Origin of the sequence: Anaeroplasma sp., assembly GCF_034179385.1 — a bacterium.
In the GTDB taxonomy this organism is placed as follows: Bacteria; Bacillota_I; Bacilli_A; order Acholeplasmatales; family Anaeroplasmataceae; genus Anaeroplasma.
Genome location: NZ_JAXFPY010000077.1, coordinates 18,280 through 38,746, shown reverse-complemented (window position 1 = coordinate 38,746; position 20,467 = coordinate 18,280). Strand labels below are relative to the sequence as shown.

The 20,467-nt window shown below is 32.7% G+C and carries 17 protein-coding genes and 1 pseudogene; 2 read left to right on the top strand and 16 right to left on the bottom strand.

The genetic code is table 11. The features are described 5' to 3' along the window. Positions 1–23: 23 nt before the first annotated feature. The 4 genes from SPJ17_RS05110 to SPJ17_RS05095 form a co-directional block, all read right to left on the bottom strand. Complete coding sequence (locus SPJ17_RS05110; protein WP_321093265.1) at positions 24–1,496, bottom strand: hypothetical protein; 1,473 nt, start codon at positions 1,494–1,496, stop codon at positions 24–26. Continuing rightward, complete coding sequence (locus SPJ17_RS05105; protein WP_321093263.1) at positions 1,493–3,037, bottom strand: hypothetical protein; 1,545 nt, start codon at positions 3,035–3,037, stop codon at positions 1,493–1,495. Before SPJ17_RS05105 ends, SPJ17_RS05110 begins: the two co-directional genes overlap by 4 nt. Before the next feature lie 5 nt (positions 3,038–3,042). Further along, on the bottom strand, positions 3,043–3,699 hold the full coding sequence (locus SPJ17_RS05100) for a methyltransferase (RefSeq protein ID WP_321093261.1): 657 nt from the start codon (positions 3,697–3,699) through the stop codon (positions 3,043–3,045). A gap of 300 nt (positions 3,700–3,999) precedes the next feature. Continuing rightward, positions 4,000–4,266, bottom strand: coding sequence for a type II toxin-antitoxin system Phd/YefM family antitoxin (locus tag SPJ17_RS05095; protein ID WP_321093260.1), 267 nt, complete (start codon positions 4,264–4,266; stop codon positions 4,000–4,002). A gap of 250 nt (positions 4,267–4,516) precedes the next feature. Between SPJ17_RS05095 and SPJ17_RS05090 the strand changes: the two genes are divergently transcribed. Then, entirely contained in the window at positions 4,517–4,966 is a 450-nt protein-coding gene (locus tag SPJ17_RS05090; RefSeq protein ID WP_321093259.1) for a DUF1016 N-terminal domain-containing protein, read from the top strand. Positions 4,967–5,270: 304 nt separating this feature from the next. Next, a pseudogene (locus SPJ17_RS05085) lies at positions 5,271–5,498 on the top strand (PDDEXK nuclease domain-containing protein); the annotation flags it as partial. Between the two features lie 26 nt (positions 5,499–5,524). Here SPJ17_RS05085 and SPJ17_RS05080 read toward each other — a convergent pair. The 12 genes from SPJ17_RS05080 to SPJ17_RS05025 all read right to left on the bottom strand — a co-directional run bounded on the left by SPJ17_RS05080 (position 5,525) and on the right by SPJ17_RS05025 (position 20,357). Next, positions 5,525–6,055 (bottom strand): hypothetical protein, encoded by a 531-nt coding sequence (locus SPJ17_RS05080; protein ID WP_321093258.1) that lies wholly within the window; start codon positions 6,053–6,055, stop codon positions 5,525–5,527. A 5-nt stretch (positions 6,056–6,060) separates the two neighbouring features. Beyond that, positions 6,061–6,906, bottom strand: coding sequence for a 16S rRNA (cytidine(1402)-2'-O)-methyltransferase (rsmI, locus tag SPJ17_RS05075; protein ID WP_321093257.1), 846 nt, complete (start codon positions 6,904–6,906; stop codon positions 6,061–6,063). Then, the gene (locus tag SPJ17_RS05070; protein WP_321093256.1) at positions 6,906–7,313 is read right to left on the bottom strand and encodes a hypothetical protein; all 408 of its coding nucleotides are present in this window, start codon (positions 7,311–7,313) and stop codon (positions 6,906–6,908) included. The genes rsmI and SPJ17_RS05070 overlap by 1 nt, the downstream gene beginning before the upstream one ends. Positions 7,314–7,318: 5 nt before the next feature. Further along, positions 7,319–8,053 (bottom strand): tRNA1(Val) (adenine(37)-N6)-methyltransferase, encoded by a 735-nt coding sequence (locus tag SPJ17_RS05065; protein ID WP_321093254.1) that lies wholly within the window; start codon positions 8,051–8,053, stop codon positions 7,319–7,321. Next, positions 8,034–8,897 (bottom strand): regulatory iron-sulfur-containing complex subunit RicT, encoded by an 864-nt coding sequence (gene ricT / locus SPJ17_RS05060; protein ID WP_321093252.1) that lies wholly within the window; start codon positions 8,895–8,897, stop codon positions 8,034–8,036. Before ricT ends, SPJ17_RS05065 begins: the two co-directional genes overlap by 20 nt. A 56-nt stretch (positions 8,898–8,953) precedes the next feature. Next, positions 8,954–10,033, bottom strand: coding sequence for a hypothetical protein (locus SPJ17_RS05055; protein WP_321093251.1), 1,080 nt, complete (start codon positions 10,031–10,033; stop codon positions 8,954–8,956). 1 nt (position 10,034) lies between these two features. Next, positions 10,035–10,664, bottom strand: a complete 630-nt coding sequence (gene tmk, locus SPJ17_RS05050) for a dTMP kinase (protein WP_321093249.1) — start codon at positions 10,662–10,664, stop codon at positions 10,035–10,037. 157 nt (positions 10,665–10,821) lie between these two features. After that, positions 10,822–14,178, bottom strand: coding sequence for an alpha-amylase family glycosyl hydrolase (locus SPJ17_RS05045; protein ID WP_321093247.1), 3,357 nt, complete (start codon positions 14,176–14,178; stop codon positions 10,822–10,824). A 146-nt stretch (positions 14,179–14,324) separates the two neighbouring features. Then, the gene (locus tag SPJ17_RS05040) at positions 14,325–15,416 is read right to left on the bottom strand and encodes a homoserine dehydrogenase (RefSeq protein ID WP_321093245.1); all 1,092 of its coding nucleotides are present in this window, start codon (positions 15,414–15,416) and stop codon (positions 14,325–14,327) included. 135 nt (positions 15,417–15,551) lie between these two features. Next, entirely contained in the window at positions 15,552–17,450 is a 1,899-nt protein-coding gene (locus SPJ17_RS05035; RefSeq protein WP_321093243.1) for an ABC transporter ATP-binding protein, read from the bottom strand. Position 17,451: 1 nt separating this feature from the next. Further along, the gene (locus tag SPJ17_RS05030) at positions 17,452–19,203 is read right to left on the bottom strand and encodes an ABC transporter ATP-binding protein (RefSeq protein WP_321093242.1); all 1,752 of its coding nucleotides are present in this window, start codon (positions 19,201–19,203) and stop codon (positions 17,452–17,454) included. A 47-nt stretch (positions 19,204–19,250) separates the two neighbouring features. Next, positions 19,251–20,357: a cation diffusion facilitator family transporter gene (locus tag SPJ17_RS05025; protein WP_321093240.1), complete on the bottom strand. Its 1,107-nt coding sequence runs from the start codon at positions 20,355–20,357 to the stop codon at positions 19,251–19,253. Positions 20,358–20,467: the final 110 nt, after the last annotated feature.

The window sequence follows — 20,467 nt, the reverse complement described above, 5'->3', positions numbered from 1 at the left end:
ATCTATTACAAAAAAAATTCAAATTAACCAAAAACTTTATTATATAAATCTAATCCATATGCTGTTTTTTCAGGCATTCCCTTTAAAATTCTATAGGATCTAGATCCATCCTCTTTTCTTTCTGCAACTAAGAATTCAACCTTCTTATCCAGAAAATATTTAGATGCAAAGGTATATAAATGAGATACAGAGAAAACCTCGTGGGAGTGAGAAATTAATGCATCTACAATTTGGTTATTAATCTCAGAGCCCTCACGCTCATTTGTCGATGAGAAGGATTCATTAAATAGAATTAGAGAATATTTATCTATATGATCTATGATTTCACTAATTCTCTTTAGCTCCTCATCTAGTTTACCACTTTTAATCTTCTTATCCTCTTCCTTTTTAAAGTGTGTGTAAATACCACTTCTTATTGGGAATTTAAATTCCTTAGCTGGAACGAGCATTCCAGCTTGGCCCATCAAGGTTGCCTGGCCGAAGCTTCTTAGGAAGGTTGTCTTACCTCCACTATTCGCACCAGTAATAATATGTAGATGAATATCTTGGGCTAAATTGGAATTTGAGGTTACCTCTCTTTTCTTTTTCGATACTAAAGCTAAATCATATAATTCATTCCATTCTCTATCATAGGAATTCATTTCTAATACATTTGGAATAGAATATGGCATATGAGCTAAGTTTAATTCATAAGCTAAATTTAGATTGCCAACATAAAAGGCAAGCTCACTCATAAGCATATTGAAATAGCCATCGAGATGGTTATCTGCAATAGCTAAGGCATTGGCTGCATGAACAAGCGCTAGATTCTTTCTATTTTCCAAATCCTTTTTTGCAACGCTATCATCCTCTTTAACCTTATAGATTGGAGCTCTACTAAATAAAGTGGATTTATATTTCTTTTCATTTTCTACATGCCTTAGGGTATAATTGATACCATTTAAATGTGCACCTAGGGTTGCAGAAATCAAATAATCATCTCGGTTATTCAATTCCTTAACTAGGGCATCTACCTTAGCTAAATATTCATTAGATAATTCTTCCTTTAAATCCTTAAATAAATTGATAAATCCCATCGATTTAAATTTATCACTATGCTTATCTGCAATTTCTCTTAAGCCCTTTAATCCTTCAATAAAATAGGATAGGTGATCCAGTGCGGATACATAGGTATTTGATAAGGAGCCAGAGCCTGAACCAAACCAATATTTTTTTATTTTATTTAATGTATCTACACAAATTTGATATAAATTTCTAACAATTTCAGGGTTATCTAAGGAATCCTTTAAAACCTCCTGGCGATACTTGATTTCCTCTAAATCAAGTAATGGACTTGCAAGAGATTTCTTTAAAACGTTATGAATTAACGCATCCGAATCCGATGCATATTTTAAAACAGATTCTATTTCTAAATCATCTAATGTAACTATAGAATTATACATTCCATTATCATCTAAAACAAAATTCTTATCCTTAAACATTAAATATGCTTTCATTTGGCAAGCCTCCTCTCTAAGTCTTCCTTAGATAGTCCATACTTCTTCGCGATATCCATCGCAAAGGCTCTACCATCTGGGGCTTTCCTTACAATTTTAAAGGTTCTTGTGTGATCCTCTTCTCCCATAACCTCAGTCATTAGACTTACCTCGTGGCTACTTAGGGTTGCAAGCTCATCTAAGAAGGTAACTACAATCGCGATTGCACCTAAATCCTCTAAATACTTCATCATGTGAACCCCTAGCTTTACTGCATCCTCTACTGTAGTTGAGGCAAAGATTTCGTTAATTAAAATAACACTATCCTTTGTTGCAGAGCTTTTTAGCTCATATAATCTTTCAAGCTCATCCTCAAGCTTACCATTTAAGGTTTCAATGGATTCTTCAACCTCAAAATGCGTCAATACCTGATCAATTAAATAGATACATGCATCACTTCCAGGAATATCTAAGCCTACGGAGGCTAAATAATGAGCCTGCCCAAAGGCTCTAGCGAAGGTGGTTTTACCACCTTGGTTTGGACCTGTAATAACCAAAATATGCTCAGGAGAATCTAATCTTATACTATTAGGTACAACATGACCAGATAAATTAAATGCCAGCATACAATCATAAAAATCATTGATATACATATGACCTTTATCTAAGGTAACCTTAGGAATTGTAAAGCTCATTCCATTATTTCTTATCATTTCTGTGATTTCATACCAGGATAAATAGAACTGAATTTCCTTAGAAAATCTTAATAATACCTTATTATCAAAATCCTTAAATTCTGTACAAAATTTTTCAAGCTCTTTAAATTCCTCATGATAAACCTTAGCCATCATAGCCATAATATTATTTTCCATATTGACATTATATGGCTCAGGCTTTAGCTTTGGTAATGGTTTGCCCTTTCCTTCCTGATGAAATTTATCAAATAAAGCTGTAATCTCATCCGTTAAGCATTTTTCATCGTTGTATTTAAAAAGGCTAATCGAGGTTCCCTTAATATATAAATTATATTGAATTTTATTAAATATTTCCTTAACTCTTGTAACCTCATTCTTTAACCTTATAAAGAATGGATCTTTTGCATATTCACTTATATATTTCTTAAATGAAACTAATCCCTTTGATTCAATTTGCATAGAATCAAGCTTTAAAATTAAATCATCTATAGCACATACATATACATAGGCTGATTCTAATAGCTCTCCTCGAACCAAATAATTCTTTTCCTTTTCCAGTCTTTTTGGAAGGCCTCCTCTAATATTATCCATCTTTCTTTTTAAATATCCTGTTTTTAAAGAAAAAGTGGTAAATAAAGAACGAACATCCTCCTTAAGTAAATCCTTTAAAATGGATTGTCTATAAGAAATAACCTCTAAATTCTTTAAAGGAGTATAGAAAAAGCCTTTTAAATCATATTCATATTTTTCTTGAAATATATAGCCAAAAAGCTGATCTAAATGTAGATCCTTTAAGCTTTTAGGGGCTATTTCATTTACCTTTTCCTCTAATTCTATAGAAGGAAACAAACAGCTATAAAATTCCATTGGCATCACCTTTCCATTTGAATTGGTTTTTCAACAACTAAGCCTGGCTTACCATTTTTAATTGCCTTAACTAAAAATACATTTGAATACTTTTTTTCCTTATCAAAAACAAATTTAATAATCTTAGGAATCAAGTGCTTACGTCTTAATTCCATTAAGACCTCATCTAATCTTTGGGATAAAAACAAGAAATAAAGTGTACCATTATCCTTTAAATTTCTTTCAATAGAATCCACTAATAGCTTTAGAGTTAATTCTCCTTCATGCTTAGCGATTGCTTTAAAATTATTTAAGCCCTTATTATCCTCTTTTGTTTTGAAATAAGGAGGGTTACATATAATTACATCGACTGGATCATTTTTATAAGTAATAATATCTCCACAAATGATTTCTGCATTCTCAATATGATTTAATTCCATATTTCTTTTAGCTAAGGCAACACCCTCAGGGTTTATTTCAAGACCAATTAATTTCTTTGGGTGAAATAAATTAGCATAGAGTAATAGTGCACCCTGATTTGTTCCCATATCTAATACAGTATCATTTCTATAAATGTTTAAGAATTCACCTAAAACATAAGTATCTGTATTAATTCTTAGCATTGTATCATCCTGATATAGTTCAATTTCTGGATGATTTGGTAAATAATCCTTTGTAATCATAACATCCTCTTTTAAAACAGTATTCCTTAATATAATTTTAAGGCATAATGTCTTTTTTTTCAAACAATATAAAAAAAGCAATAAATTTATCCACTAAAATCTTCCTAATATTCTTATTACTAATATACTCGTTGTCTAATAGTGGCGAACTATCCGGAAACATTGAAATGGTTTCAAATTTATCACTAAACTTATTTAATAATTTTACTGCGGCATCCTTATTCACTAAATCATCTATAATATAATTATAAAAATTTTCTAAATCCTCTTGAGCGTATTTTTCCGATAATTTTATACTTATTATTCATTATCAATTAATCCTTTAATAAAAGAATTTAACTCTACTGCTCCTTCACTTCTTTTAGGATCATTAAGAGCTTCATTAAGTAAAATTGCAGTTTGAATTTTTGCAATTGTTTTTTCATATAATTCAACACTCATAAGGACCATGTCACTATATCCGTTTTTTGTAATGACGATAGGTGTATCACTTTCCTTACAAATTTTAGAAATATTAGCTATATTTTTCAATTCATTAATAGGTAATATTTTAGTTAAAATTTGCATAAAATTTCCTCCGTAAGTTAGTATATTTTTTATGGTATAATTATACCATAATTATTTCCTTTAACCTAATATAATAATCATGTAAACACAAGCTTAACATATAGAATTTAGAGTATAAATATGCTATAATATCATCATCTAGGAGTTGATGAATATGAATGTAAAAATATTCCAACTTAATATGAACATTAGGCCTTATCGCTAAAATGCGGTAAGGCTTTTATTTTTGAGAAAAGGAAGGAAAAAATTAATGACTAAAACAAAAGAAATTACAATAATTGAAAAAGAATATTTTGATGATTTACAAAGAATTAAAGATGCTATTAGAACTAACCAAAATAAAGCAATAGTTGTTGTTAATAGTGCCATGATAATGACTTACTATGAAATAGGCACTATTATTAATCAAAGAAAGGTTTGGGGAAACAAATATATTGAAAGATTATCCAATGATTTAAAAGATTATGGCAAGGGATATTCAATAACAAATTTGAAGTATATGTCTCGTTTAGCAAGTGAATTTAATCCTTTTGAATTTAGTCAGCAACCTGCTACACAAATTCCTTGGTATACACTTTGTGAAATAATTATTAAATCAAAATCCAATGAAGAAATGTTGTGGTATATTAAAGAGACTCATAAAAATGGTTGGAGTAGAAGCATGGTGTTAAATCAAATAGCTATGAAGGCCTATGAATAAGCTTAATAAATCCTACAACTACTGAAGTAATTCCTTCTAAGGATTTAACTAATGAATTATTTAAGGATACCTATGTATTTGATTTTTTAGATAAAGAAAAAATAAAAGCAGAGAAAGATCTAAAAAATCAAATGATAGATAATATTATTAAGTTTTTACAAGAATTAGGTCCTGGTTTCACCTTAGCAGGTAAGGAATATAAATGAACAACTCCTGCAGGTAAAGATTTCTATATTGATTTATTGATGTATCATACAACGATACATGCTTATGTAGTAATTGAAGTCAAGATAGTGAATTTGATCCTAAAGATATAGGACAATTGGTGTTTTATGTTAATGCAATAGATGATCTTGAAAAAATCGATGGTGATAATGATACTATAGGATTACTACTATGTAAGGATGCAGATAAATATGTTGCTGAAACTACATTAAAGAAGAATCATTTATCACTAGGTATATCTAAATATAAGCTAATAGAGGAATTGCCGGAATATTTAGAAAGAAAACTAAAAGAAATAAAGGGATGACGAAATCATCCCAAATACTTCAAAAATTATATATCAAATCTATTATCACCTTTAATTAAATCTACAAGCTCTGTAAATTTAACTGCAAAATCAAGCATATCCTCACTAGATAATTCTAGCTTCTCGGTCATTTCATCATGAATATATTTTGCTGTAAAATAACCAACGGTTGTTCCATTTTTAATAGCAATAAATGTTGGCGATGGAATTCTTGGCATCATTGTATTTTCTACAACAGTATCACTTTGAATTCCAGTTTTTTCTGCGATATTAAAATATTCCATTCTGTGATCTAGGCTTGTACCTGTTCTTAAATCCCCCTGGCGTCCTAGCTCATTTTCATATTTTAAATCAAAATTATAGATTACATCTAGTCCTTTTTTCTTTGCTAGAGTATTTGCGTAAGGAACTATAATTTGAGCATTTTTACACCAAGCACCACCAAGTAATACAATACCTGTTTCAAGGTGCTCAAACATATTCATAAATTCATCATATGTTATTTCTTTAAAGACGTTATCGACATCTAAATTTGTATATTCTTCACTGTAAACCATATATTTTACTTCCGATTCTTATATTCTAAATAGTCCTTATATAGAGCTCTTCTATCCATATTAAAAAGCTTTGATGCTTCTTTAATAGCTTCATTTGGCTTATAGCCTAAATGAATCAATTCATCAATCTTTTCAAATGGATTACCATCCATAGAATTGGATTCCTTATAGCCTTCTACAATAAGAACCATTTCTCCTTTTAATCCCTCGATTTCTAATACATCCTCTATTGTGCCATTAATATATTCCTCAAAGGTTTTGGTCAATTCTCTTGCAAGACAAATATTTCTATTACCAAAAACCTCTAGCATATCCTCTAATGTATCCTTTATCCTATGAGGAGCCTCATAGAAAATAATCGTATGTGGGATATATTTTAATTCATTTAATTCAGACACTCTCTTTGTTTTTTTCGAATCTAAAAAGCCATAGAAGGTATATGGCATAGGAGCAAGACCTGAGGCAATTAAAGCACTAATTCCAGCAGAAGCACCGGGAATGGTTGAGATGGGAAGTCCTCTTTTTCTCGCTTCTGAAACAACCTTATAGCCAGGATCAGAAATGACAGGTAAGCCTGCATCAGAAATGAGTGCAATATTCATGCCATCCTCTACTTCCTTAACAATAGATAAAGTCTTTTCGTCTTGATTAAATTCATGATAGCTTTCAAGCTTAGTTTCTATATTATAATGCTTTAAAAGAACTATAGAATTTCTTGTGTCCTCTGCATATATTTTGTCTACAGATTTTAGTGTTTCTACAGCACGAAAGGAAAAATCTGATAGATTTCCTATAGGTGTTGCGACAAGATATAGAATGCCTTTCTTATGTTCAAAGCTTCTCGTTCTCATTAGTTTTTAATAATACGAATTGCCTTTTCTCTTAAATCACGCTCTGCGTAAACAATAGAGATTAATTCTCTTCTCTTTTCTGCACTAATTTCGAATACCTTTTGAATCTTTTCTAGGAATAATAATTCACTTGTATTATATAAATCATCTTCCATAGAAATGGTTACTAAATTTAAATATACAACATTTCTAACAACTTGATTTGCAGATTGGAAGAAATTAATTGTATTTTCAACTGTATCAGCTAAACGGAAGGAGAATTCATCCTTTACAGCATCAAGCTCTGCAATCATTTTTGTTAATACTCTTTTTTCTACATCTGTAGGCTCTCCATCGATATCTACCATGTAGATTGCTAAATCTAAGAATTTTAGCATTTCCTTCTTGTTTAATAAACTTAAAAACATAATACTCACTCCTTTGTAAAATTATATATTTTTAGAACCTCATCGGTCCAAATATTATCACTTTTATATACGTATAGAGGTGCTTCTATCCTTAAGCCATCAGGACTTCCATCCTTGATTCCCTCAATCAATATATGATTGACCTCCATACCCATTTTAGGATATACGAGCCTAAGCCTTTTAGGCTCTATATGATATTTATGAAATAATGCAAAGATTTCAGGTAGTCTTTCTGGTCTATGTACTAGCGCAAGCCTACCTCTTGTATTTAATAGGTTTGATGCTTCCCTTATGATATCCTCTAGGGTAGCTAATATTTCATGACGTGCAATAGCCTTACTATCGCTTGGATTGATTTGATGATTTCCAACCTTAAAGAAGGGTGGATTTACGGTTACACAATCAAATTTCGATTTTCCTATTTTATCTGAAATCCCAATTAAATTATCCTGTATAATTTCTATTTGATTCTCTAGATGATTTATTTTAACAGAATCTATGGCAAGCTTATAGGAATTTTCTTGTACCTCAACACCTATAATACTAGCCTTCGTTCTTAAGGATAAATATAGGGGAATGGGTGCATTACCTGTACATAGATCACATATTCTTTTGCATCTAGCTGTAATCGATACAAAATCGGATAAAAGCATAGAATCTATAGAAAAATTGAAGGAATCGGTATCTTGATATATTTTTATAAGCTCTCTACCGAGTAACTCATTCAAGACCACTGGCATCAAAATCTTCCTCTATTTCTTTCTTTTTCTTCTTATCCTTAGATGGAGTAAACTTTACCTCATCAAGCTTAAAATAGCCGAATTTATTATCCTCTCCAATGTATTTTACCTTTAGATTCTTATTTAATACATCGCAGGTTAATACCTTAGCCTCACCCTCAGGAGTAATGACGATATCTCCAATATCAGGAGCATCCTTTCTTAATTCTGTATAAAGCTCATTTTCGTAATTGATACAGCATAATAGCTTTCCACAATTACCACTAATCTTTACTGGGTTTAAGGATAAATTTTGGTTCTTAGCCATTTTTACAGAAACATTATCAAACTGGGTAATGAAGGTTTGGCAGCAAACAATTAATCCACATGGACCAATTCCACCAAAAACCTTAGCGCCATCTCTGCTTCCTACCTGACGAAGCTCAATTCTCGTATGGTAGATTTCAGCTAAGTCCTTAACTAATTCACGGAAATCCACTCTTCCTTCGCTTTCAAAATAGATAATAAGCTTCGCTTGATCTAGCGTATATTCTGCTTCTAGAACCTTCATTTCAAGATTTTCCTTTTTAGAAAATTCCTTAGTTCTTAAAACGACATCTGGCTCTAGTTCTTTATTTCTTTTATAATTTTTTAAATCCTCTTCTGTTGCAATTCTTACAACATCCTTTAGCTCTGGGATTTCCTCATTTGGATCTAGCTCAAAGGGTTCTCCTACACAGTAGCCCATTTCAATACCACGTATGGTATTAACAACTACTGGAGTTTTATCCTTTAAATCTAAATTGGAAACGCCAAAGAAATATCTTTTACCAAGAGGCTTAAATTGTACCTTGGTTACTTTCATATAATCACCATAAACCTTTAATATAATTATATATTATTTTACTAAAATATTTCAAATTAAATGAATTTTAATAATAGAGAATGAAATATATTTTTTGGTAAAACATTGTAGCTTAAATTTTTAGATAGAAGCAAGCATTCCTCTAAAGTGTCCTCTACCTTTTTTCCGTGCTTCTTAGAATATTCTATAATCTCTTCCTTAAGAGGAGATAAAATAGGATTCTCATAATGGAATAGGACATCCTCTAAAAATGTAATCGTAAAGTTTAGCAATATATTCATTCTTGCTACATCTTGGAATACATTGACATATTTTGTGAAAAACATAACTGCCATTTTTTCATTTTTAAGCTTAAGCATTTCTAAGAAGATTTCCTTTACTGCATGATAATCCTTAGATTGTTTTAGAAGCTTTTCAACCTCTAGTTTTAAATTTGCCTCTCTCTTATCATGATTGGGTTCATTTAAAGAACTATAGGAATTATCCTTCATTAGTTCTTCATTTAAATCCTTATCGATATTAAGTACAAAACCTAAGGCCTCATCAATATCATTGGTAAGTATGGATGCAAGTCTTGCATCTATACTAGATAGCCCCTCATCTTCTAATATTTTAATTTCCTTTTCCTTTGGAATGGATGGGAAATGCTCTAAGATACATCTCGATTGAATCGTATTCACTACATTCGGTAATTCCTTCGCTAAAAAGATACCTACGGTAGGTGTTTGATTGATAGGCTCCTCAATAAACTTAAGTAAGCTATTTTGGGCTGAGCTTGTTGCGGTATCTATACCATCAATAATATAGATTCTTGTGCCCTCAACTAGGCTTGTTTTAGCAAATTCATCCTGCAAATTTGTAATTTGCTCCTTTGAGATTTTACTTTTGTTTTGTTCTATACCAATATAATCCACATTCATATGATTATTATCTAATATAGTTTTACATACAGGGCAGGTTAAATCTCCTCCATTAGGGCAGTACAAAAGACAGGCTAAGGCATATGCCATTTCCTTTTTGCCCGTACCTTCCTCACCATAAAATAAATACGCATGGGACATACGGTTTTGGCTTTTGGCCATTTTTAACATATTAAAGATACCCATTTGATTTTCTACTGCTCTTTTAACGTTCATATTACACCTTTAATTTTAGATATTCTAAAACTTTATTTATACAATCCTTTGTAACTTCCTCTAAGGACTGATTTCCATCAATTCTTACAACTCTATCTGGATACATTTCCATTACCTTATGATAGCCATCATATACTCTTTTATGGAAATCCATCTCCTCTAAATCTAATCGGTCCTGCTTATCTCTTCCCGATAATCTTTTAAGTGCAACATCTGGTGTTACATCAATAAAGATAGTTAAATCCGGTAATTTCTCTAAAGCAAAGCTATTGGCCTTTAATACATTATCCATTCCAATACCTCTAGCATAGCCCTGATAAGCAAGACTAGAATCTAAAAATCTATCACATAAAACAATCTTTCCTTCATTTAGGGCTGGTATTACTCTTTCAGATAAATGCTGCATTCTTGCGGCAGCATAAAGTAAGGTTTCTGTTTCCGATGTCATTTCCTTATTGTTAATATCTAAAATAATATTTCTAATTTGCTCTGCAATTTTAATTCCGCCGGGCTCTCTTGTTGAAATATACTCAATTCCTAATTCATCAAATAAAGCCTTTATAGAATGAATTACTGTAGTCTTTCCACTACATTCTCCACCCTCAAAGGTAATAAAATTCTTAAGATTCATAATATCACTCCATATCAGGTTTTATTATACAATAAAAGTTTTTAAATTGAAAGAAAACAGTACGATTTGGTATCCATAAATTATTTGATTGCAAGGTTAAGGACGAAAAATGAAAAAGCTCTATCTTGCGATAGAGCCTAATCGAGTTCATTAAATTTTATGCGCCTCTCTTACGTAGTAAGAAATAGTATACACAGAAGCCTGCAACAGCTAATAATGTAATAGAACCAATAACGATTGCAACGATTGCGCCTGCAGGTAAACCGCCCTGAGGGGCTGCCTCAAGGAATAACGCATAAGTACTGAAGTGGTTTGTAGTGAATGTAATCTTGCCATTTTCATATGTAGCATTTACATCTACCTTTGCACCATTTTCATTAATGTAGTATACCTTAACATTCTGTCCTTCTGGTACATCGTATCTGAAGGATACCTTTGCCTCACCTGTAGAGAATGTAGCACCATCAAGCTCTAAATCTATAACGTAGGATGCACCATCAACCTTTGGAGTAGTCTTATTTACATAAAGCTTAACATCCTTACCAGCAATCTCTGCTACTGCTTTGTCGCTGAATTCAATCTTAACCTGACCAACAAAGAATGTTGCAGATGAATTCTTTTCATTAGCCTTATTGAATGTATCTGTAACTACTGCACCAGCCTTAGCCCCTTCCGTTGAAATATCTGCCTGTGATAAATCAGCTTCGCGGTATGCAACAATAGTTTGATAATTCTGTAACTGATAGTTATCCGATAATTCAACGCCAGTATTTAAAGTATCAAGATATAAGGAATAACCGCTTAAATCAGCAACATGATCCTTAGCATCACCTAAGCCATTTACATGGATTACATAGTATTCCATAAGCTTGCCATTTTCCGTACATCTAATCTTATAAGTAATCATAGATGTATCTTCAGAAATGAATAGCTTATCCTTGATATCTTTACAAGCTTCAACAGTTGTTTGACCAAATAAGCCTTCCTTTTGCTTTAAAGCAATTAGCTTCTGATAGTTTTCGAACATATCATAGTTTGTAATCTTTAAAGCGTAATCTAATTCATTTACCTTATAGGATGATTGATAAGAGTTCTTATCTCCACCCTTAGTTCTTAAGAATTCTTCACCAGCTAGCATGAAGGAGATACCCTGAGATGTAAATACTACAGAATTTGCAAGCATTGCCATCTTCTTAGATAATTCCTTATCTGTAATACCAGCAGCAGCAATACGGTCAACTAAAGTGTAATTATCATGGCAAGTTACATAGGTTAATGTCTGCCATGGCTTATTGCATTGTGGTGACTCCTTGATGAAGCCTGCAATACCACTTGCAAGCTCCTTAAGCTCACTTGCGTTTAATACAGAGGATTGTTTCTGGAAATAAATCTTACCAGCTACATAACCATCTTCCTTAGTAACTCTAATGTATTCACCATTCTTCTTCATATAGATTTCTAATCTATCTACTGCTCTTTCAAAGGTTTTTTGATCCTTAATTACAGTACACTGAGAATAAGAAACACCACCAGTTACCCAGCCCTTTGCGCTATCACTAGATAAACCACCCTTAATTAAGGCATCTCTAATTTTATCATTGAAGCATCCATATTCTGTATACTTTAAGATATTGGACTGGTATGCAAGTAAGTTTTGATCATAAGCAGGTGTACCACCAGCCCAAGGCTCGCCATATACAACTACATATTCACTTACATTCTCATGAAGGTTCTCGCTTAGCTTATTCATTGTTTCGATATCATGTAAGCCCATTAAGTCGAAACGGAATCCACCAAGCTTGTATTCCTTAGCCCAGAATTCAGTAGAATCAATCATGAATTTACGGAACATTGGCATATTCGATGCAGTTTCATTACCACAGCCAGAACCGTTAGATAGCATACCTGTAGAATTATATCTGAAATAATAGTAAGGCATTAATACATCAAAATTAGAGCCTTCTGCAGACATCATGTGGTTATATACAACGTCCATGATAATATTGATACCTGCAGATGTATAACTCTTAACTAAAGTCTTGAATTCGCGAATCTTCTCATATCCATCATATGGATTTGTAGAATAAGAACCATCTAATGCATTGTAGTTTAATGGGTTGTAACCCCAGTTAAATGTACGATTCACTTCATCATTATCAGAATCAAAAATAGGAATAAGTTGAACCGCATTAACACCAAGCTCCTTAATGTGATCGAAGCCTGTCTTAACGGTCTTACCATCAGCAGTGTAAGTTGTTCCCTCTTGATAGAATCCCTTATATGTCTTTGCATAGGCAGGATTTCCACCCCATGTAGATGAAGATGTTAAATCAGCAATGTGCGTTTCATATACAGTAAGGTTTGTTGGTTCATATTCATTAACCTTAAATGAATCCCAGCCAACCTCTTGGTTGACTTTATCGAAGTTAACAACCATACCTCTTCTACCGTTAACGCCAGTAGACTTTGCATATGGGTCAACAATTTCTCTATCTGTATACTTATAGTTTGTAACTACATAAGTATAGTACTTACCGTCTAAATCGCCAGGTACTGTAGCCTCCCAAGTACCCTTTTCTCCACGATTCATATCGTATTCTGTATATGCATCATTACCCTTTTCTTGATCGACAGCAACAGGAGTACCATTATCATATACTCTAAGCTTCATAGAAGTAGATAATGGAGTCCATACACGGAATGTAGTAGATGTTTCTGAATAAATTGCACCTAACTCACCATCATATGTATAGTTTTCAACGAATGCATCTGTATTATATAAAGATGCCATATTTGCATTCTGTGTTAATGTCTTCTCATCAGGGAAGTCAACAGTAAGAGTAATAAGATCCTCAAAGCTTGGCATTGCTGTACCTAGCTTATAGGTTGCCTTCTTTAAAATATTATCTACAGATGAAACTAAATTTTCATCAGTTAGTGCACTTGTTGAATCAACAACAGCATCACCATTTCTTGTAATTTTCCAAGTTGTACACTTAGTAGTCAATAAGAATGATAAGTAATATACACCGTCAACGAAATCAACAGAGAAATTAGAAATACCATCTGAAATAGCTAAATCACCTGAAGTATAAATGTTAACATCTCCTCCAACTAAATATACATGATAATATCCTTCAGCATCTAAGTTAAGAACAGCAAAATCTGCATAACGGTCATTTCCGCCAGCGTCCTTGTAATCCCAAGAGCCCTGCTTCTTAACAATAAATCCAACTGAAGAAACACCCTTAAGATCCATATCGATTTTTACGAATCTACCGTAGCTATCGGTTTCACTTAAGGCGTATTCCTTTCCATCTCCACCTTTTGGCCAAACCCATAAAGCGTTATATACGGAATAATCCTCATCCGCTCTAGTGTAGTGGAAGACTACACCCTGAGGTTCTTCTCCTTCGGCATAGACACTCATGAAGCTTTCTCCACTAAGTCCAATTCCTAGGAAAGCCAAAAATGCTAAGACAGACAAGAAAAAAATAGAAAATAATTTTTTCATATGTCCTCCTTTTTATGTATCGGTTTTTCCGATTTGTGCAAGCGTTTTTGCATATTTAAATTATAACATACATTTTATAGCTAAATAAAGAGAAAAAAACGATATCTAAAAAATAGTATCGTTTTTTGAAAAAAGTATAATTTTGCCTATGAAATTACTCTTGCATAGAAGCTTGCAGATAATAATTCTTCATCGCTTACTTCTTCTTTAATTACATAAGATCCGTCACTGGCAAAAATGAAATATTTGAATGGATTTCTCTTGCTTTGATTTACCTTTAAATCATTTTGATTTTTATAGTCGATATAAGCTCTATTCTCTAAAATAGATACTAAATCAGCTACGATTGCTGTGGCGGTAGGAATAGATCCTGCGCCCTTACCATAAAACATTAAATCACCATTCGTAGAGCCTGTGAATAATACGGCATTAAATTCATTTTTAACAGCCGCAAATGGGTGGTTTAGTGAAACCATAGTAGGTTCTACTCGAATGAATGCCTCATTCTCCTCATTTTTCGATGAGGATGCAACAAATTTTAATGCATAGCCTTCCTTTTTGATACTATCTAGGATGTCCTTATTTACTCCTGTAATACCATAATGATAAATATCCTCATTTTTAATATTACCCTTAAATGCCAAAGAAGAAATAATATTAATCTTTCTTACAATATCTAAGCCCTCTAAATCCGCAGTAGGATTAGCCTCTGCAAAGCCATTTTTCTTTGCTAGGAATAGTGCATCATCAAAGGATAGGTTATCCTCATCCATACGAGTTAAAATATAATTTGTTGTTCCATTTAATATTGCAAAAATATCATTAACCTCATTAACCTTTAAATTATCGATTAAGGGTCTAAGAACTGGAATTCCTCCACCTGCAGATGCCTCAAAACAAAAATAGCAATGATTCTCATGTGCTAAATTAATGAATTCCTCAAGGTGGTTGGATACAACCTCCTTATTTGCAGTAATTACACTTTTACCCTTTTTTAAACTGCGTGTAATGACTTCATATGGAACATCATGTCCTCCTAGTACCTCAATAACACATTGAATTTCATCATCATGGATAATATCTTCTATATTTGTAACTAGCTTTTCCTTAAGCTGTTCTTTCTTTATTGGTAAATCAAATACCTTTTTAATGGTAACATCATAGGATTTTTCTAATCCTTCGACTAGGGTATATACACCTCTACCTATAGTACCATATCCAAATAAACCTAATTTCATTTCAAAACACCTCTTTTTTAACTTGCTTTAAGTATATCTTTTTTTTATAGTCTTTTCAATATGAAATCCTTTACACAAAAACAAATGTATTTACATGAAAAACAGATATGGTGTTTGTCCATATCTGTAATCCAATTATGTATTTAAACCCTTAAACTGCGTATCATATAGCTTTTTATAAACGCCATCATGACTTAATAATTCGTTATGTGTACCCTCTTCAACCACATGGCCATGATCTAATACCACAATACGATTTGCATCCTGAATGGTAGATAATCTGTGAGCAATGATAATAGAGGTTCTATTTTTCATAAGCTTAACCATAGCGTCCTGAATCTTCTTTTCTGTTCTTGTATCTACAGATGAGGTTGCCTCATCTAAAATTAAAATTTTTGGATTGGCAAGTACCGCTCTTGCGATGGTTAATAGCTGACGCTGTCCTTGGCTTATGTTGGTTGCACCCTCAGTAAGAATGGTCTTCTTCCCCTCTGGAAGCTTTGAGATAAAGGAATCACAATTCGCGAAGGCTAGGGCTTGATCAATCTCTTCATCTGTTGCATCCTCTTTCGCATACCTGATATTATTTTCAATAGTATCACTAAATAATACAGGCTCCTGTAATACGATAGAGATTGCATCTCTTAAATCCTTTTTCGATATATCTAGAGAATTCTTACCATCGATGATAATATCTCCACTATTTGGGTCATAATATCTAAGTAATAAATTTACAATCGTCGTTTTACCTGAACCTGTTGCACCTACAAGGGCTACCTTGTGGCCAGCCTCAACATGCATATTGAAATCCTTTAAAACGATTTCTTCTGGATCATACCCGAAATAAATATGCTTAAAATCAATTTCGCCACATACATCATCTACCTTAAATTCAGTATTACCCTTGAAGGTTTCAATTTCCTCATCCATTACACTAAATACTCTTTCCGCACCTGCTACTGCAGTAATGATGGAGGAATATAGCATGGCAATGTCATTGATTGGTCTTGTGAATTGCTTACTTGTTGTTAAAAACATAATGACAATACCAATCGTTAGTGCCTCACCCATAATGGTTCCACCAATTCCATTAAGTAAGAATATAGAACCAAAGATACAAATTAAGAAATAACCAATATTCCCAATAAAATTCATGATCGGTCCCATAGAGGAGCCTAAAATTTGTGCTTTAATTGCTGTATGTGTAAATTCATCACTTAGCTTTCCAAATTCCTCTATAGCATAGGATTCATGGTTATTGGTTTTTACGGTTTTAAATCCAGTAACCATTTCTTCTGTTTCTGTATTTAATTTACCTAATACGGATTGCTGCTTCACAAAGAGTGGTCTTGTATATTTCGACATGAATTTTGCAAATAATAAGGTTAATATGAGTACAGCAATGGATACAAGTGTTAATAATGGGGAATGCCATAGCATAATGCCTAAGCATCCTAAGATGGTTAATACACCGCTCACTAAGGATGTAATAGAGGATGATATCGCATTATATACATTATCGATATCATTTGTCATTCTAGATAATAAATCTCCATGGAAATGACTATCTAGATAGGATATTGGCAAATATACAATTTTACCAAAGAGATCATTTCTCATTTTTCTTATCGTTTTTGTTGCAATAAATGCACCAAATAGGGAAGAAAAATACAATAAAACGCAATATGCGACATAGGTAATTAAGAGTAAGGTGATGGATAAATAGAAGGAATCCATATTCGGTTCTATATTCCATAGTCCTGTTTCGCTATTATATTCACCTAAGGAATTCGCAACATCCTTAATCAAGATACTCGAATAAAGGTTTAAAGCTGTATATCCAATAACAACAATAAGCAATAAGATAACTAAAGCCTTTGAATTCATTAAATATTTCACTAATCTTTTTATCGTTGCCTTAGTATTCTTTGGCTTTTCCTTCATTCTTGCATATCTTGCGCCAGGGCCTTTTCCAACCTCAGGCTTTTTCGTTGAATTCTTTATATTTTCTCGGGAGTTATTTGCTTCTGACATATTATTCAACCTCCCTCTTTAATTGTGATGAATAGATATCCTTATAAACTATAGATTTTTCCATAAGCTCCTCATGTGTACCAAAAGATTCTATTTCTCCGTTATCTAAAACTAATATCTTATCTGCATTTCTTGCGGTAGCAATTCTTTGGGCAACGACAATCTTTGTTACACTCCTTAGCTCATTTTTCATTTCGTTATAAAGCTTTGCCTCTGTAACTAAATCGAGTGCACTCGTTGAATCATCAAAGATTAATATATCTGGATTTCTAAGTATAGCTCTTGCTATAGATAATCTTTGCTTTTGTCCACCGGATAAGGATGTACCCTTTTCCGCAACAGGCTCATCATATCCTAAGTCCTTTGATAAAATGAATTCCTCGGCTTGGGCAATTCGTGCAGCCCATTTTACTTGTTCTTTCGTTGCATTCATATTACCAAAGAGAATATTTTCTTCTATTGTTCCTGCAAATAGTTCTGCCTTTTGCAAGCATATGGCAACCATTTTATGTAATTCTTCCTTTTTATATTCCTTAACATTATGGCCAGAAACCATAATGGCACCCTCGGTTGTATCATAAAACCTTACAATCAAATTCACTAAGGAGGATTTACCGCATCCTGTAGATCCTACAATAGCGATTGTTTCACCCTTATTAATTTTAAAACTTAAATCATTTAATACGTTCGTTTCAGCCAAAGGATATCCAAAGGAAACATGATCAAATACTATAGTTCCTCTATCACTATCTTTAACGTCAGATATCGTTAATTTTCCATCAAGAATCTCAACCTTTGCATCTAATACCTCATTAATACGAGATGCAGATGCATAGGCTCTTGCGATAACCGTAAATGTCATACCTAAGAAGATTAGGGACGAACAAATCATAGAAATATAGGTTACCGCCTGGGTGATTTGACCAACCATGAGTTCAGGTACGATATCCTTTTTAAAAGCATCAATAATTGCTGTACCACCCAAATAATAAATAATAATTTGTCCAACATAAACGATCAGATTTAATAATGGAGATATAAATGCAGTGACCTTAGATACAAATAATAATTTATCTGTATAATCATTATTTACGTTATAGAAACGATTATATTCATATTCTTCCTTAGAAAATGCCTTAACCACTCTAGAGCCAGTTACATTTTCAAGTACGACACCATTTACCTTGTCTAATCTTTCCTGAATTTGCTTAAATACAGGGAAAACAAAGCGCATGAAGATGAGCATTAATATAATCTCTATAGGTAATACTATAGCAAGTACTATACCAAATCTTAATGAGATTGAAAGAGTAAATATAATACCTAGAACAAAGAAGGATCCTGCTCTTATTAATCCTCTTAAGCACGTAGCAATCATATTTTGTATTTGAGTAATATCATTTGTAATTCTTGTGACTAGAGAACCTGTTTTAAATTTATCCGATTGATTTAAGGATAATTCCATAATCTTAGAAAATACTGCCTTTCTTAAATCATTCCCAAATTTATAGCAGCTTACATTCGTAAATACATTCGAAAGCATACCACCGGCTACACCAAGAATTAATACACCAATCATGATTAAGCCATATTTGATTACATTTTCCATAGAGCCTATAGAAATACCATAGTCTACCATTTTCTGCATGTACATGGTTAAGACCATATCCATTCCTACCTCGATAATCATAAATAATGGCGCTAATATTGCAATATACCAATATTTCTTCATATATCTTAATAGCTTAAGCATAAAATCACTTCCCTTTTTTAAATACCATAGTCCTTATGGTAATCGAATTAATCACTATAATTCAAATCTAAATGAATACTGACATTATAGCCTTCAAATATTTCTTTTGTTTTATTTTCTATATTTGTTATAAATTTTCCTTTATCCGTTACGGTAAAATCAACTAAAACGTCAAAGGAAATAAATTTCTTTTCATGATCGATAAAAAATCCATGGCATCCTAATGCCCCTTCAAAGGATTTAACAACACCTTGAATTTGCTCATATTTATCCGTCTCATTATCGTCGATTGCATATATACCTACAGTTAATAAAACATGATATCTTTCGATAATTAGGCTTTGTATTTGCATAGATAAAATATGGATTTCTTCAGCATTCATCGATGAATCAATTTCTACATGAATCGAGCCCATTGCTTGATCTGGCCCATAATTATGTAACACTAAATCGTATGCACCTCTTACACCCTTAATGGAGTTTACATCCCTTTTGATCGCCTTAGTAATGGCTGCATCAGGTCTTGCCCCCATGACGTGCGATACTGCCTCAAGAAGCATTTCAATACCTGCCTTAATGATGAATAAGGATATGAGTGCACCAATCCATCCATCAATATTCACTTGCCAAATCAAAGACACTCCAATAGAAATTAATGTGGCGATAGAAATGAATGAATCCATTAGAGCGTCTGTACCAGATGCAACTAAGGATTCAGAATTATATTTCTTACCTCTTCTTCTTGTAAATAGTCCTAAGGCAATTTTTACAACGATTGCAGAGCCTACAACAACTGCAGTTACCCAAGAAAACTCAATGTCTATGGGGTGAATAATCTTTTCTACTGCCTCATAACATGAGGCTACACCTGTTGCCAAAATAATGGCTGCAATAATTATAGTGGAAAAATATTCAATTCTTCCAAAGCCATAAGGATGCTTTTCCGTTGGCTTTTTCTTAGATAATTTAATTCCAATAATTGTAATAACGCTAGAGATTGCATCACTTAAATTATTAATAGCATCTAATACTACAGACACTGCTCCAGCAATTAAGCCAACAATAGCCTTGCCTGTTGCAAGGCCTATATTTGCTAAAATGCCAATAATACCCGTTTGGGTAATTTTCTTTTCTCTTTCCTTTAGATCCTTCATAATCTAACCCCCTCGTATAAAGAAAATACTAGTAAGTAGAAACATCTTACTAGCCTCTAGTAAATGTGTTCTTTTAATTAATCCAGAAAGGATGATTCCTAATAGAGCCA